The following is a 15,323-nucleotide window of genomic DNA, read 5'->3' on the forward strand; positions in this document are numbered from 1 at the left end:
CCTTGCCGCTACAGTTCTATGGATCAGATAAGTGTCCACAACTCCTAGAGCAAAGGGCGTTCAGGCTGAAACGCACTTTTGCTCTAACTATTTGTTTTAACGAATTTTCTTGAGCGAGAAGTCTGTCGGCTTTTCTGGAAAACGCTCCAGGACATCGTCGCCGGTCAGGCCACCGGGACGGCGATGCCGAGCGCCGCGAGAGCGACATCGATCTGCGCCACAGAAGCCGGTCCGGCATTGCCCTTGCGAACCTTGGAGGCGGTGTTGTCGATATGCACGGTGACTTCGCCCGAACCATAGTCGTCGGGCGCCGTGAAATCCTCCCGGGCGTTGAAGCGCGAGGGATCCGTATAGGTGGAATCGGACGAGGCGGTCTGCGGAAGTTTGGTGGCATCGCCTTTAAGGCCCGCGAGCGTATGGTGCAGATTGCTCACCAGCGTGTCGCGCGCCGCCTTGGGCATGGCGTTGATCCAGTCGATGAAGGCCTGCCGGCTGGTGGGGTCGTTCATCTTGAAGCCCTTGAGTTCGCCATATTGGATGAGGAGAGGCACGGGGCTGTAGCCTTCGCGGCTCTGGTTCCTCAAGGCGGTGGCAGCCTCTTCCGACAGGCCGGCATGCTTGAGGAAGGCAGTCGCGTCGGCGGTCTCGAATTCGTGATTGTCGCGATTGCCCGCCACGACGAACTGGGCGATTACCGCGCCGATGACGACGGCCAGCCCGATCGGTCCGAAGGCGGTGCCGGTGCCGAGCGCGGCCATCACCGTGCCGCCGCCGGCGACCAGGGAGAGGCTGCCCATCGTCGGATCGCCCGCCTTGAAATAGTCGACCGCGTTCCAGACATCGAAGATGGCGCCGACCGCACCGAGAACCTTCACCGCCGGCTTGCTGCTGGATCCGAACACCTCCACCGTCTTGTTGCCGCCCGAGAGAAGGCCAAAGCCGTGCGAGAGCTCGATCGCACGCTGGCTGACGCCGGCGGCATCGATCACCATCTTGAGGCCGCCCTTCCAGGTCGGATTATTGGCAAAGTTGACGCCGGTATTGACCAGGCCCGCCAGGGTAGCGGCAGTGCCGATAATGCGCAGGATCTTGCCCGGCGTCGTGTCGTTCTTGAAGGCCTTGATGCCATTGGTGTCGGTGATGTCGTCCAGCCCTGCATTGAGCTGGCGCATCTTGCGCTCCACTTCGGCGGGCGTGTCACCGGCCTTTGGCAGTGAATCCTCGACCAGCTTGACGGCCTTGTCGAGCTCGCTCTGCTTGACGCCGAGCATCTTGGCCATGCTGCCGTCCTTGAAGGAGACGAGCGCATCGTCGACCTTCTTGAACGTCGCCGGATTGCTTGGGTCGAAATCGGCGAAGCCGGGGATCACGGTGCGGCGGATCAGCTGGGTTGCCGCTTCCTCGACGATCTTGCGGCCGCGGTCCGTCAGGCGCAGCGTGCCTGCCAGCTTGTCGAACTTGGGCAGGCCGAGCAGGGTCGGCTCCTGCGTCAGCGTCATGTTGAGCGCCATCGCGGTCTTGTCGTCGGCGAGCAGTTTGGCGACGGCGTCGTTGGCCTGTTTCTGATACCGGGCGAGCTCGGGCGGCAGATTGCCCAACTGGTCGATCTGGACCAGGAGCTTCTTGCCGTCCTCGCGGATCTGGGCGGCGAGGTCCTGCTCCTTCTGCTGCCATTGCGGGCCCTTGCCCGTCTTGTAGTCGGCGATCGCCTGGGTGAGCTGCTCGGGCGTCATCAGCGGGCCCTTGCTGGCGATCAGATATTGCAGCTCCTTGGTGTGTTCCAGATAGGCATCGACATCCTTGTTCACGGTGCCGGCCGCAAATTGCTGCACATTGGGAATGACGGTTTCGTCGACCGGGTAGCCGAGGGCAAGCGGGTAATCTAGGCGCGAGCCGCTGGCGATGGCCTGGGGGATGGAGTTGATGTCGTAGCTTCCGATCTCGGCGAAGCGCGTGACGATGGTCGATGCGCCTGGTGCGTCGCCTATCTTGTCGATGATCGCCATCAGGTTGGACAGGCCTTCCATGCCGATCAGATCGGTGCCGATCTCGCGCTGACGCGTGGCATTGGCGGCCTCGATGGTGGGCAGGGCGGCCTGCATCAGCTTCACGGCGAGGTCAGGGTCGGCCTTGTCCACCAGGCCGCGCAGATTGTACATCACGGTCGCGGCATCGCCCTGGTCGCTGACCGCCGTCTTGGGATCGTAGTTCTTCAGCTGCTGGGTCGCTTCGTCGGCAGCGGCCTGGATGAGGGTGAGGGCATCCTGCGAATTGGCGATGGCCCGCTTCACCTCGGGTGTCGCCTTGGCGTAGCCCTCCGCCATTTTCTCGAAGGCCTTGCCGGGGCTGCCTGCGGCATTGGCGTCGTCGATGATCTTGCGCGCCGCGGCCTCCACCTGCGGCCCGGCATGGCCGGAGGGGCGCAGGGCGATGCCGAGATCCTTGCCGGCCGCTTCGATGGCGCTCTGCGCCGGGCCGCCATCCGTCCAGTCGCGATCGAACAGGCGCTGCAGCGCGGCCGGCCGCGCGGCTTCCGGCAAGCCGCCCAGATAGGCCTTGGTGTCGGCAGTGAGTTGTTTCTGCTCGGCCGCGAAATCATAGTTCGGATCGTCGGAATCGGCGCCCTTGTTGCCGCGTTCATAGAGGCCTTTCGCGAAAGCCTCCTCCGGATCGGTCTCCAGCCCGCGCTCGCGAATGGCCGCTTCGGCGCTGGCCTTGGCCGGGCCGCCATCCGACCAGTCATAGGCAGCGATCCTGAGGGCAGCCGCCTGGCGCTGGGATGGCGGCAGGGCATCGAGATAGGTCCCGATATCGGCCTTGATCGCCGCACCACCGGCCTTCAGCTCCTCCAGGGAGATTCCGTCCTGGTAGCCGAGCTTGTTGCCCTGGCCATAGAGATCGTCGAGGAACGCCTTTTCTCCGGACGGCACGCCGCCGGCACCGGCTGCGGACTTGGCAACCAGCTCGGGCGCGCTTTCAGGGACGATGACGACATCATTGGGATGCAGCACCTCGCCATTGGCGTCGAGATGCCCCTTATTGGCCGCGATAAGGTCCGCAAACTTGACATTGCTCTCGGCCGCGATCTTCCACAGGCTGTCGCCCTGTTCGACGATAACCGTCTTTTCCGTTTTCGGATCGAGCTGCTTGGGCCCGCCGGCATCGGCACGCTCGCGCACGGCCTTGTCGATCTGCGATTCGAAGAATTTCTGCTGCTGCGGGGGGAGCGCGAAGCTCACATTCCGGATCGGATCGAAGCGAAACCGTGCGTTCGGATCTATACGAAAAGACATGCTGCGTTACCCCGCCAGAATCAGTCGTGCCATGGCGACGGCGCATCCGCCGCGAACGGCTGCGCGGCCAGTTTGTGGGCAGCACTATGGCCGGGGGTGGATGATGGTTTGATGACACGCCGGGACCATCCGGCGCGGGCCTGGTGGATTCCGCGAGGCGAAGGCGGACACGTCAGATCCTGGACTGGCCCATTGGGAAAGGCTGGACTATCGTCGCATCTCACTTGTGATATCGGTGAGTTGATTGCCGGAAGATTTCCATCTGCGATGGTCGACGGCGAATAGTCCGATCAAGATTTGGGGCCGGTATGGGTACGATCTGGCAATCACTCCTGGCAAACCTTGCACTCGTCTCGATATTTCTGGTGGGATGGGACATCATTTCGGATCTCGCCAGGCGGACGTCCAGGAAAGTTCAGGATCTCCTCCTGGGTGCGGTGATGGCGGGCGGGGCCATAATATCCATGCTGTTGGCCATGCCGATCGCCTCCGGCTTCATCGTCGATCTGCGGTCCGCCTTCATCGCTTCCGCCGCCTTTTTCGGAGGATGGAGAGCGGCTGCCATTGCCACCCTGTGCGCGATCGCCTTCCGGCTCTATCTCGGCGGCGCAGGGGCATGGCCGGGTGTGACAGGCATCCTGATCTCGGCAGCCGTCGGGCTGGGCTATCACTACGCCATAGGCGGCCGGCGCCGGAAGTCGGTGGATATTCTCGGGTTGGGTGCTGCGGTCGCTGCCGGCAGCGCCATCGGCTTCATGCTGTTTCCATCACATGCGGGTCTCGAGATTTTCAAACAGGCCGGTTTGCCGCTGTTGTCGTTCGTCTTCGTCAGCCAGATCATCATTGGCGTCCTGCTCGACAGGCAATGGCGTCGACGCGAACTGGCGGAAGCCAATTTGATCTTCAGTGCGATGGTGCGAGAGCTGCCGGATTGCCTCAATGTGAAGGATAGTCAGGGCCGTTTCATCGCCGCCAATCCCGCAACGGCCAGATTCATGCGGGCCGGTTCGGTGGATGCCCTGATCGGCAAGACGGATTTCGATTTCTTTCCCACGGATCTGGCGGAGAAGTTTCGACAGGACGAAGTGTCGACCCTGGAGCGTGGCGAGACGGTGCGGATCGATCAGCCGGCCGTGTTTCCGGACGAGCGGAAGGGCTGGATAGCGACATTGAAAGCGCCGTTCCGTGACGAGGCCGGGCGGATCGTCGGCATCATCACCTATAATCGCGACGTGACCGAGCAAAGGCGTGCGGCCCAGCTCAAGAACGAATTCATCTCCACCGTCAGCCATGAATTGCGGACGCCGCTGACCTCGATCCGCGGCTCTCTCGGCCTCATCGCCGCCGGTGTCACGGGCGCACTGCCTCCAAAGGCCGCCAATCTCGTCAAGATCGCCCACACCAACAGCGAGCGGCTGGTTCATCTCATCAACGATATCCTCGACATGGAAAAGATCGAGTCGGGCAAGATGGTGTTCCAGGTCACCAGGACGGCGCTGCGCCCGGTTCTGGAGCAAGCCATCGCGGGCAGCACCAACTACATGTCCGAAAAGCAGATCCGCATCGCCCTGATGGACGACGCCCCTCGTGCGGAAGCCGTTCTCGATCCGGATCGGCTGCATCAGGTCCTGGCCAATCTCCTGTCGAATGCCATCAAGTTCTCACCCGACGGCGAGACGGTAATCCTCCGATTGCAGCGCCAGCCGGGCAGAAAGCTGCGCATATCGGTGATCGATCGCGGCAGCGGCATTCCGGACACTTTCCAGGATCAGATTTTCGAGAAATTTGCCCAGGCCGATGCCTCGAACACCCGCAGCAAGGGTGGCACCGGCCTTGGCTTGAGCATTGCCAAGACGATTGTCGAAAAGCTCGGCGGCAGCCTCTCTTTCGAAACAGGAGAGGGAACCGGCACGGCCTTTCACGTCGATCTCCTGGAAGCGGAACGGCCGCCCAGGCCGGAACCGGCCGTCATCGTGCGCAAGCGGGACAACCGGCTCAGGGTACTGATCTGCGAAGACGAGGCCGACATTTCCGCTGTGCTTGCCATGCTTCTCGATGCGGAGAATTTCACCAGTGATGTCGCCCCCGACATCGCCTCGGCCAAGACCCTTCTGCGCACACGCGACTATGTGGCGATGACGCTGGACATCAAGCTGGCCGGGGAATCGGGCATCGAGCTCTTCCGCCATATTCGAGCCTCCGCCACCAATGCCGACATTCCGGTCATCGTGATCTCGGCAGTCGCCGACGAAACCCGGCGCTCCCTCAACGGATCGGCGATCGGGATCGTGGACTGGCTGGAGAAACCCGTCGACCCCGATCGTCTTCATGCCGCGCTAGAAAAGATCGTCACCCGCAAGCTCGATCGGCGGCCCAACATCCTGCATGTCGAGGATGACGAGGGTGTCCTGACCGTGATGTCGGAAGGGTTGGGGCCGGATGTCTGCATTTCCTCGGCCCGCTCCTTGGTGCAGGCCCAGGAGGCGATTGCGCTGCAGCGCTTCGATCTGGTCATTCTCGACATCGGGCTGCCGGATGGGTCCGGGCTCGACCTCCTGAAGGATCTGCCGCCCGAGACGCCGGTCATCGTGTTCTCGGCCGTGGAGCTCGACCAAAATCTCGGCGATCGCGTCAGGGCCATCATGACCAAGACCAAGACGTCCGAGCTGGATGTGGCAAGGCTCGTCAAGAACTTGCTACCGACCTTCGATATTCATATCCATGCGACGACCCCCGGGGAGTGAATCGATGCCGACCAAGATCCTTTATGTCGACGACGAGGATGACATCCGGGAAATTGCCCAGATCTCCCTGGAGCTCGAACCGCAATTCGAGGTGCGTTCGTCCGCCTCGGGCAGCAGGGCGCTCGTCGATGCCGCAGAGTGGCAGCCGGATCTGGTTTTGCTGGATGTCATGATGCCGGGCATGGACGGACCGGAAACGCTGCGCCAGCTGGCTGCATCGGCCCGAACGGCTGCAATTCCGGTCGCCTTCGTCACCGCCCGGACCCAAACGCATGAGGTCGTGCGATATCGTGCCATGGGCGCGATCGGCGTGATCGCAAAACCGTTTGATCCCATGGCGTTGGCGAAGGATGTGAAGAGACTGCTTCAGGAGCGTGGATCAGGCCGGCAGCTTTTGTGAAGGTCTGACTGGTGCGGTTCATTCGGACAGGATGGAAAAATCGGGCTTGTTCGCTAGCCCTGTTCGCTGCCATTGAGATCATGTGCTTGTCTCCGTTCATGTCGGTTGCCTTCGCCTCGGAGGGCAAGGAATGGTCCTTTCCCATGCCAGGTCTTACGGCCACACCCGAAAAGCTCGTCGTCATCGGTGTGAAGGAGAATGGACTTTTCAAGCCGACCGAGGTCGTCCGGCCTGGGCAGGAGGACAGCAAGCGGCCATCACGGCCGGCCTCCTTTCCCTTCGAGGCCAATTTGCTCCCTCTGCTCGATCATCGCGTTTTTGGGGTGGAGGAGCGCGTCCAACTGTCGTCGGATACAGCGGGGGTCGTGATCCGATGCTCCCCGGGGCGTCGACCGGCCGGCGTGGTATTCAGCGCGGCCGGATACCGGCTCCCGCCCGGCATGCGGGGGGCGTTGCGCATCGAGGGGCAAGGTTCGACCGGTTTCGGCCTAGCCCTGACCGCGCCGGGCGAGGATGCGCCCGAGCGCCCCTCCGGCGGCATGCAGGCCCTACCTTCGTCCATCCCTTCGGCAACCTGGCGCAACACCGACGGTGTCCGCAACCTGGTCGTGACCTGCCCGCAGGGCGACGCGACGGTGACGATCTCGGCTTTGCACCTGGTCCCCGATAGTGTCGGAGACCATCGGGGCGTCGGGAGCTGGATCTGGGACCTGCGACCCTGGCTCGCCGATCCCGGCCGGTTGGTGGACGAAGCCCGGCGCGAGGGGGTCGATCGTCTCTATGTGCAATTGCGCATCGAGGGGGGGCAGGTCGAGGACGCTGCCCAGATTGTCCGTTTGATCGAAGTGCTCGCTCGCGCCGATATCGCCGTGCATGCGGTGGAGGGCGATGCGGCAATGGCCACGTCTGCCGGGCGTGCCCATGCACTCGACCGGGCCAGGATATTGCAGCGCTTCAAACAGGCCGCTCCTGGGCTGCGTTCGTTCCAATATGATATCGAGCCCTATCTCCGGCCCGAATATGCCGCCGATCGTGCTGCCGGATGGCGTGAGTGGGCGACGACCGTCAAAGTGCTTTCGCAGGTGTTTGGCGAGCCCATCGAAGTGGTGCTGCCCTTCTGGATGATCGATGATGCGGCGGGCGAGCAGGCTCTGGAAAGTGTGCGTGGATCGATCGGGTCAATTGCCGTAATGGCCTATCGCACCGACCCGGCAATCGTCGAGCAAATCGCGCAGCCATGGCTGAATTGGCAGGGCGCTGATGCAATTCCGGTTGGCATCGCGCTCGAAAACGGTACAGTTCCTGACGAATATCACAGAACATATGTTCGAGCTCGGCGCGGCGAGGTTCTGCTTGATCGCTCAGAAGATGGGGGCGCTGTACGAATACTGACCGAACAGATCTCCGATTCAAAAACTAAACCTGTTTTTTCGCTAAGTCACGAAGTTGAGGTGAATTCATCGCGAATCAGCTTTATGAATGCTCGCCAGACCCTGGCAGAGGCTCGAAGAAGGCTTGAGCGGACATTGTCGGCATGGCCTGGGTTCGGTGGCTTGCTGATCCATGAATTGCTTGGGCCGGGGCAGTGACGGTTGACGTAGGACAGTGCAAGTGAGTGCTGCGAAGACAAAGGTCCTGATCTGCGACGATGACCCCTTGTTGCTGGAGCTCATGGAGTTTCGGCTGCAGGCAAAGGGCTATGACGTCGTCAAGGCGGTCGATGGTGCGGAAGCGCTTTCCCGGGTCGGAGGGGAGCGGCCGGATATCGTCGTACTCGATGCCATGATGCCGAAATCGGACGGATTCGAGGTTCTGGCCCGCATCAAGAACGATCCCGACCTGTCTGCGATTCCGGTTGTGATGCTGACGGCCCGCAAGGGGGAAAAGGACATCGTTTCCGCTCTGGAGAAGGGGGCGGACGACTATCTGGTCAAGCCCTTCATTCCCGAGGAATTACTGGCGCGGCTGGCACGCCTGGTTTCGCGGCGGCAGGGCAGGCGCGGATGAAAGGGCGGGCGGGCGCCGTCGCATTGACGCTTCTTCTGGCGCTCGGGCAGGCTGCTTCGGCCCAGACCTCCGATGAGCTCTATGCTTCCGGCGTCAAGGCCCGTCAGCAGCAGCATTTTGACGAGGCTGCCGATCTGTTCAGACGTGTCTTGGCACAAAAGCCCGACAATACAGATGCCCTCGTGCAATTGGGCTTCGTCGAACTCGGCCGCAACGATCTTGCGGCTGCCCGCGAATCCTTCGCCAAGACGCTTGCCCTCGCACCTGCCTATGCGGACGCCAAGTTCGGGCTGGCGGAGATCGAGTTCCGCTCCGGGAATTTGGATGCGGCGCTCGGGCTCGTCGAACCGCTCGCGCAGGAGCATCCCGACAATGGCGATTTTGCACAGCTTCTCGCCAATCTCCGCAAGGCGCAGGCAGCGAAGAAGCAGGCGGCGACCGCGAGGCCTGTAAAACCCGGCCCCGCCAAGGCTTTTCACCCATCCAAGCCTCACCCATCCAAGCCTCGTCCGGATCCCGTTGGGGCCTTGCTGGAGAAGGGCCGGAAGCTCAGAAATGCCGGGCGCTTTGCCGAGGCCGAGCAGGTCTATCGCGATGCCCTCAAACGTGCACCGGGCAATACGGACGTGCTGGTGGCGCTCGGCCTGGTCGCGGGCTTCCAGCAGAAGTTCGAGGAGGCAGGCCGTTTTTTCGATGCCGCTCTTCGGATCAGGCCTTCCTTGCTCGACGCCAGGCTCGGCAAGGTGCGGCTCGCTCTTTGGCAAGGCGATGTCGCGCTTGCCAGGACCCGCATCGACTCCGTCCTGGCCGACGCACCCGGCAATTCGGAAGCCCTTGTCCTCGCGGGGCGGATCGCCATGCTCGAAGGCGACCATGCTCGCGCGGCCCGGGTCTACCAACAGGTCCTGGCGCGGGAGCCTCGCAACAGCGAGGCCCTGGTGGGGTTTGGCGATATCAGCCGGGCAGAGGGCGATGACGATGCGGCGCGACAGGCCTATCGCCAGGCTTTGGCCATCGAGCCCCATTCCCAGGATATCGCGCAGCGACTGGCCGTGCCGCCGCCTCGCAAATGGCGTTTCGACATCGGCAGCGAGGTCAGCGCCTTGACGGCGGGGCAGGGAAACTGGACGGATAGCATCGTCGGCCTGTCCTACCGCCTGACGCCCAGCACCACCGTTTCGGGCAAGACCCGTCTCGCCACGCGTTTCGGCCAGACGGACCTGCAGGTCGAAGGGCGTGTCGACCACGCTTTCTCCTCGCGATTTTCGGCCTATGCCCTGGTCGCTGCGACACCGAGCGCGGATTTTCTGGCCCGCTATTCCGTCGGCACCGGTGCTTCCTGGCAGGCGGTTTCCCGCACGAACGGCGTCGGCCCGCTGTTTCTCAATGTCGATGCCCGTTATGACGATTTCGCAGACACGCGGGTGACGACGATTTCGCCCTGGATCCAGGGTTATGTCTTTGATGGCCGCCTCGGCCTATCGGCCCGCTGGGTGCACGCACGCGATGATGCTGATACCCGCGCCGACGGCTATGTGCTTCGGGCCGATGTCGTGGTGACGCCGCGATTGTCGCTGTTCGCGGGCTATGCCGATGCTCCCGAGATTTCGGACGGCTCCCTGGTGCCAACCCGCTCCGTCTTCGGTGGTGCTGCCTATGACCTTACCGACGACCTGACGCTGAGGGCCAGCTTCGCCCATGAAAGGCGCCGGGCCTTCGATCGCAATACCTTCGGTCTTGGCCTGACCGCCCGGTTCTGATCATGCTCTGGCTGATATGGTCCATTTCGATTGTCCTGAGCGTCTTGTCGCTCCTGGTCATGGGCATGCTGATCCTTCGGCGCCTGCTCAAGCAGCGCCGGAAGGCGGCCGAGGCACAAGCCCGCCAGACCGTGCTCAGGGCATTGATCACCTTCTCCCACGACCGCGACCGTCAGGTCCTGAAGCAAGTGGTCGCCAGCGTTCCGCCACGCGTGGCCCTGGATGCGGGTTTCGAGTTCCTGGCCCTGTTGCGGGGAGACGAGCATGATGCCGTCATCGCACTTTTTGCCGAGTGTGATCTGCCCGCCGAAGCAGGCCGCCAGCTCCGCAAGGGCAATGCCGCCGCGCGCATTCATGCCGCCGAGATGTTGGCCAAGTTCAAGTCGAACGACACGGCAGCCGCGCTGCAGACGGCTTTGGAACGTGACCGCTCTCGGGAGGTGCGTCTTGCGGCTGCGATCGCTCTTTGCGATCTTGACGCGTTGCCTCCACTCGATGCCGTCTTGCGCCAGATCGGCCTGACCGGCCAGCGCTCCCGGCGCCTGGTCGATTTGTTCAGGCGTCTGCCGGCCGATCGTTTCGATGAATTGAAGGCCCATATTGCCCGTCCCGATACCACGACCTTCGTCAAGTCTGCGGCGATCGAGGCCCTGGCCCGGACGGGCGACCATCGGCTCAATGACCTCTTCCAGCAGGCAGCCAAGGAGGCCATTCCCGACGTCGCGGCAGCGGCAGTCCGGGCCCTGGGTTTGCTCGGCCATCCCGATGCCGTCCCCGTTCTCACCGAAGCCATGGCCCATGGTGACTGGAGCGTCCGGGCGGAGGCGGCCGAGGCCGCAGGTCGCCTGGGGCTGTCGGATTTCGTCGCGCCTCTCCTCGTGCTGCTGGACGACGATATCTGGATGGTGAGCTACACGGCTGCAAAAGCCATGCGCGGCATCCCGCCATTGGGCGAGGACAGATTGCGCGAAGTCGCCGCGGGTGAGACCTCCCTTCGCCAGCGCATCGCCTCGCTCGTTCTCGCGGAAGGACCTGCATGATGTCGGACTGGGCTCACTACGCTACGCTAGGAGCGGGCATCCTCGCCTGGCTCATCATTGCCCTGGGCCTGATTCAGACGCTGGTCTATCTGCTGCAGCTCTTGGTGGCCGCTTATGCGCTTTCGCGGCGGCCGCCTGTTACGCGCTCGGCTCTGCTATGGCATCGCTATGCCGATATCGCGCCGCCGATCGCCCTGATCGTGCCTGCCTATAACGAGGAAATGAACATCGTCGAGAGCGTCCATTCGATGCTGGCGCTCGAATATCCCAATTTCGAAGTGGTGGTGGTCAATGACGGCTCCAAGGATCAGACATTGCAGCGTCTGATCGAGGGCTTTCGGCTGGTGAAGTTCCAGCGGCCGCATGAAGACGCCCTCAAGCACAAGCCGATCCGTGGCCTCTACTCCTCGCCCATGAACGAAAGGCTGTTCGTGGTCGACAAGGAGAACGGCGGCAAGGCGGATGCGCAGAATGCCGGCATCAATGTCTGCCGGGCGCCTGTCTTCTGCGTCATCGACGGGGATTCGATCCTGGAGCCGGATGCGCTGATGCGCGCCGTCCAGCCCTTCATCGAGGATCCGGAGCGTGTGATCGCAGTGGGCGGAACCATTCGCATCGCCAACGGTTCGCGCATCGAAAGCGGCCGGGTGCAGGAGGTCAACCTGCCCAGGCGCTGGCTGCCGCTCTTCCAGATCGTCGAATATCTGCGCGCCTTCCTGATGGCGCGGCTGGCCTGGAGCCGCATCAATACCTTGATGCTGGTCTCGGGCGCCTTCGGGGTGTTTCGCCGGGCCGAGGTCGTCGCCGTCGGAGGCTTCACCAAGGGCTCGATGGGCGAGGATCTCGATCTCGTCATCAAGCTTCATCGCCACATGATCGATGCGGGGCGGCCCTATCGCATCCAGTTCATTCCCGAACCGGTATGCTGGACGGAGGCGCCGGAAACGCTTGGCGTTCTCGGCCGCCAGCGTTCACGCTGGCAACGTGGCGCGCTCGAATGCTTCTTTCGCTATCGCTCGATGCTGTTCAGGCCGCGCTATGGCCGCGTGGGCTTCCTCGGCCTCGGCCACATCCTGGTGGTCGACGTGCTCGGGCCGATCGCCGAGGTGCTGGGCTATGTCCTGATCCCGGTGAGCTGGTTCCTCGGCTTCCTGTCCACGCCCTATATGCTGGCCTTTGCCGCGCTGGTCTTCGTCTACGGCGTGTGCGTCAGCGTCGGGTCGCTGGTGCTGGAGGAAATGGAACTGCAGCGCTTCCCGCGAGCGCGTGATCTGGCCATCCTGACCCTGGCTGCCGTGGTCGAGAATTTCGGCTACCGTCAGCTCAACAATTTCTGGCGCATCAAAGGGTGGTGGCAATATCTGCGTTCCGACCAGAACTGGGGCGAGATGACCAGGACGGGTCTGTCGGGGGCACGCAAATAGCGCTTTGCCGCCCCATCATGCCAAGGCTGATTCGAGTTCTGCGATAAGCCGAGCGAGGTGCTGCTGAATGGCGACCTGATCCTTGCCGTCGGGCGCCGTAAGGGCCGTTTCAAGCTCGAATGCGCAGCGGCTCACCTCGGGAAAGCCGAAAGTGCCGCCGGCACCCGACAGCGAATGCGCGATCCTGACGAGATCTGCGTGTTTTTCCGAAGGAACTGCTATTTGGTCGTCGGCAAGCGTCTTCAGGGCAGCGAGCTGGCCATGCGCGCGTTCGATAAACCGCAGCCGCAGGCGCGCAATGGGATCTTCAATAATCGAAGCCTCCTGTGTTCGGGACGAAGCGGACCCATCCTACAGCGCCGGGCGGCGCGCAGCACACAATCTATTGGGCGCGAATGCGATCCAAATTCATCTTGTCGTTCCTGTATGTCGCGGCAAGCGACGTGCAGTTTCGTGGCGCAGCCCTCTGCTCACCAGGACGGGCCGGCACCTGTGGTTGCAGGCATTTGTCCAGGCGCCGCTTGGTGTCTGCTGCCTTGCGTTCGGCGGATTTGACATCGTCAGCCTTCATGTCCGCGGCGTTGGACCTGAAGGTAAAGCAGCTCTTTGAAGGGCTGGTATTGCCGGCGTAGTTGCAGTTTCCGAAGGTGAAATAGATACGGCCACCGACATCGACGACTTCGTAACCCCCGACATTGCGTTGATAGGTCACTTTCTGGAATTGCCGCAGTTTGATGCAATCGGAAGGAAGCGGGCGTCCTGACTTGATTTTATCGAGGGAGACGAAAAGCGTGCAGGCCGGCTGGTCGGGATACCGCGTGTATTTCTCGCCGAGCATTTGCGCAGATGCCGATGTTACTGCCGCAAGCGACAACGACAAGATCGCGACGAGAGACGAACTATGCATGACTCGCTCCTACTCAACCGTGGTTGGACAAATGTGATCATCCAGGTGTGGAGTAAGTGAGGCCTGAGGCTGCTTGCGAGGCTTCGCAGCATGGTTTTGCGTCAATACAGCCTGCCAAAGGCGACCGTGAAGTCGCTTTTCTAGCCGCGAATCTGGCCCAGGACCGCATCGCAATGGTCGACGAAGGCGTCGGCGTGCTCCCGGCGGAAGCAGAGGGGCGGGCGGATCTTCAGAGTGTTGCCATAGGCGCCTGCGGCGCCGATCAGGACACCGCGCTCGCGCAGCCCGTTGATCATGGCGCTGGCCGTTTCCGGCGCCGGCGTCTTGCTTTCGCGGTCCGTGACGAATTCCAGGCCGATGAACAGCCCGGCGCCACGCACTTCGCCGATGGCAAGATGGCGGTTGGCGATCTCCCGCAGGCTGTCGCGCAGATAACGGCCGACATCGCGGGCATTCTCGATGAGACCCTCTTCCCTGATCACGTCGAGCACGGCGAGGCCCGCGGCCGCGGCCACGGGATTGCCGCCGAAGGTGTTGAAATATTTGTCGCGGGCGTTGAAGGCGGCGAGCAGGTCCGATCTCAGCGCCATGCCACCCATGGGGAAGCCGTTGCCCATAGGCTTGCCCATGGTGACGATGTCGGGGACGATGCCGTGGCGCTGGAAGCCCCAGAGCGCATCGCCGGTGCGCCCGAAGCCCGGCTGGACCTCATCGGCGATGAAAAGGCCGCCCTGGACGTGGACGGCGGCGATGACCGGGGCCAGCAGGCCGGGCGGGTCGGCGTGGACGCCATCGCTCGAGAAGATGGTATCGGCGATCATGCCGGCAAAGCGGATGCCCTTGCTCGCCATCTCCTTGATTGCCGCCATCACGGCGGCGGCCATGACCTCGCCGGGATGTTCGTCCGGCTTGCGATAGGAATCGGGCGCCGGGACGGTGCGCACATGCGGTGCGAGCGGGCGGCCGGGGCGCGACGACGGCGAAATGTCGGTCACGGCCGCCGTGTTGCCGTGATAGGCCATCTCGCTGACGATGAAGCCGGTGCCACCGGTCGCCGCCTGGGCGACACGCAGGGCAAGGTCGTTGGCTTCACTCCCGGTACAGGTGAGGACCAGATTGCCGATCGCCTCCGGCAGGGTCGCCAGCAGGCGCTCGGCATAGTCGTCGACGACGGCATTGAGATAGCGCGTATGGATGTTCAACCTGCCGACCTGCTGCCGGATCGCCTCCACCACCCGCGGATGGCAATGCCCGACGGAGGGTACGTTGTTGTAGACGTCGAGATAGCGCCTGCCATCCGCCCCCTGGATCCACACGCCCTCGGCGCTCACCGCCTCGATGGGCTCCCGATAGAACAGCACCGCGCCTTGCCCGAAAGTGCCAAGGCGCCGCTCCACGGCGCGGCGCGTCTGCTCGTCGCTCGGTTTGGCCGCTTGCGGGTCATAGGCGTTGAGGGCGAGGATTTCCTTCTCGATCTGCATGGCAGGGTCCAGGCGGGTTCGGGGGATGGCTGACGGCATCTCCCGGAGGAGACGAGCAACTTTGCAACCACCATCGAGTTGTGTGTGAGGTTCCACAATCTTCAAACACCCTCAGCACAGACTTTGAAGAATATCAGGAGCGAGTGTCATCGCATCTCTCAAACTATGCGAAAAACGACGCCAAATTTATCCGTTTGGTCAATACGTGAAGCCGGCCGGGTTGGATGATTGCATGTGGATGTGAGGAAAGTTCCGCATTTTTTGTGG

At 62.7% G+C, this 15,323-nt stretch carries 11 protein-coding genes; 7 read left to right on the plus strand and 4 right to left on the minus strand.

The genetic code is table 11. The features are described 5' to 3' along the window. Positions 1 to 164: 164 nt before the first annotated feature. Entirely contained in the window at positions 165 to 3,293 is a 3,129-nt protein-coding gene (locus QM672_RS23195; RefSeq protein ID WP_415085428.1) for a LysM peptidoglycan-binding domain-containing protein, read from the minus strand. 308 nt (positions 3,294 to 3,601) lie between these two features. On the opposite strand from QM672_RS23195, the gene QM672_RS23200 reads away from it, so the two are divergent. The 7 genes from QM672_RS23200 to QM672_RS23230 all read left to right on the plus strand — a co-directional run bounded on the left by QM672_RS23200 (position 3,602) and on the right by QM672_RS23230 (position 12,668). Continuing rightward, on the plus strand, positions 3,602 to 6,037 hold the full coding sequence (locus QM672_RS23200) for an ATP-binding protein (RefSeq protein ID WP_311943946.1): 2,436 nt from the start codon (positions 3,602 to 3,604) through the stop codon (positions 6,035 to 6,037). A 4-nt stretch (positions 6,038 to 6,041) separates the two neighbouring features. After that, positions 6,042 to 6,437, plus strand: a complete 396-nt coding sequence (locus QM672_RS23205; RefSeq protein ID WP_311943947.1) for a response regulator — start codon at positions 6,042 to 6,044, stop codon at positions 6,435 to 6,437. Between the two features lie 86 nt (positions 6,438 to 6,523). Continuing rightward, positions 6,524 to 8,026: a hypothetical protein gene (locus QM672_RS23210; RefSeq protein ID WP_415085431.1), complete on the plus strand. Its 1,503-nt coding sequence runs from the start codon at positions 6,524 to 6,526 to the stop codon at positions 8,024 to 8,026. A 22-nt stretch (positions 8,027 to 8,048) separates the two neighbouring features. Then, positions 8,049 to 8,444 carry a response regulator transcription factor gene (locus QM672_RS23215; protein WP_068281395.1) on the plus strand — a complete coding sequence of 132 codons (396 nt, stop codon included), beginning with the start codon at positions 8,049 to 8,051 and terminating at the stop codon, positions 8,442 to 8,444. Between the two features lie 23 nt (positions 8,445 to 8,467). Then, positions 8,468 to 10,204, plus strand: coding sequence for a YaiO family outer membrane beta-barrel protein (locus tag QM672_RS23220; RefSeq protein WP_415085433.1), 1,737 nt, complete (start codon positions 8,468 to 8,470; stop codon positions 10,202 to 10,204). Between the two features lie 65 nt (positions 10,205 to 10,269). Further along, on the plus strand, positions 10,270 to 11,244 hold the full coding sequence (locus tag QM672_RS23225) for a HEAT repeat domain-containing protein (protein WP_415085435.1): 975 nt from the start codon (positions 10,270 to 10,272) through the stop codon (positions 11,242 to 11,244). Beyond that, positions 11,241 to 12,668 carry a glycosyltransferase gene (locus tag QM672_RS23230; protein ID WP_311943955.1) on the plus strand — a complete coding sequence of 476 codons (1,428 nt, stop codon included), beginning with the start codon at positions 11,241 to 11,243 and terminating at the stop codon, positions 12,666 to 12,668. Before QM672_RS23225 ends, QM672_RS23230 begins: the two co-directional genes overlap by 4 nt. Before the next feature lie 15 nt (positions 12,669 to 12,683). Here the strand turns inward: QM672_RS23230 and QM672_RS23235 are convergent, their stop codons facing one another. From QM672_RS23235 to QM672_RS23245, 3 genes are all read right to left on the minus strand, one after another. After that, positions 12,684 to 12,983 (minus strand): Hpt domain-containing protein, encoded by a 300-nt coding sequence (locus QM672_RS23235; protein WP_415085498.1) that lies wholly within the window; start codon positions 12,981 to 12,983, stop codon positions 12,684 to 12,686. A gap of 67 nt (positions 12,984 to 13,050) precedes the next feature. After that, positions 13,051 to 13,575 carry a hypothetical protein gene (locus tag QM672_RS23240; protein ID WP_367626034.1) on the minus strand — a complete coding sequence of 175 codons (525 nt, stop codon included), beginning with the start codon at positions 13,573 to 13,575 and terminating at the stop codon, positions 13,051 to 13,053. A gap of 140 nt (positions 13,576 to 13,715) precedes the next feature. Continuing rightward, entirely contained in the window at positions 13,716 to 15,056 is a 1,341-nt protein-coding gene (locus QM672_RS23245) for an aspartate aminotransferase family protein (RefSeq protein ID WP_415085438.1), read from the minus strand. Positions 15,057 to 15,323 lie beyond the last annotated feature (267 nt).

It is taken from the genome of Labrys sp. (in: a-proteobacteria) (assembly GCF_047605565.1).
Lineage (GTDB): Bacteria > Pseudomonadota > Alphaproteobacteria > Rhizobiales > Labraceae > Labrys > Labrys neptuniae.

Excerpts from the sequence above, each read along its gene's own strand:
- QM672_RS23205 (WP_311943947.1), top strand. The coding sequence starts at position 6,042 with ATGCCGACCAAGATCCTTTATGTCGACGACGAGGATGACATCCGGGAA.
- QM672_RS23245 (WP_415085438.1), bottom strand. The coding sequence starts at position 15,056 with ATGCAGATCGAGAAGGAAATCCTCGCCCTCAACGCCTATGACCCGCAA.
- QM672_RS23195 (WP_415085428.1), bottom strand. The coding sequence starts at position 3,293 with ATGTCTTTTCGTATAGATCCGAACGCACGGTTTCGCTTCGATCCGATC.
- QM672_RS23225 (WP_415085435.1), top strand. The coding sequence starts at position 10,270 with ATGCTGATCCTTCGGCGCCTGCTCAAGCAGCGCCGGAAGGCGGCCGAG.
- QM672_RS23240 (WP_367626034.1), bottom strand. The coding sequence starts at position 13,575 with ATGCATAGTTCGTCTCTCGTCGCGATCTTGTCGTTGTCGCTTGCGGCA.
- QM672_RS23200 (WP_311943946.1), top strand. The coding sequence starts at position 3,602 with ATGGGTACGATCTGGCAATCACTCCTGGCAAACCTTGCACTCGTCTCG.
- QM672_RS23230 (WP_311943955.1), top strand. The coding sequence starts at position 11,241 with ATGATGTCGGACTGGGCTCACTACGCTACGCTAGGAGCGGGCATCCTC.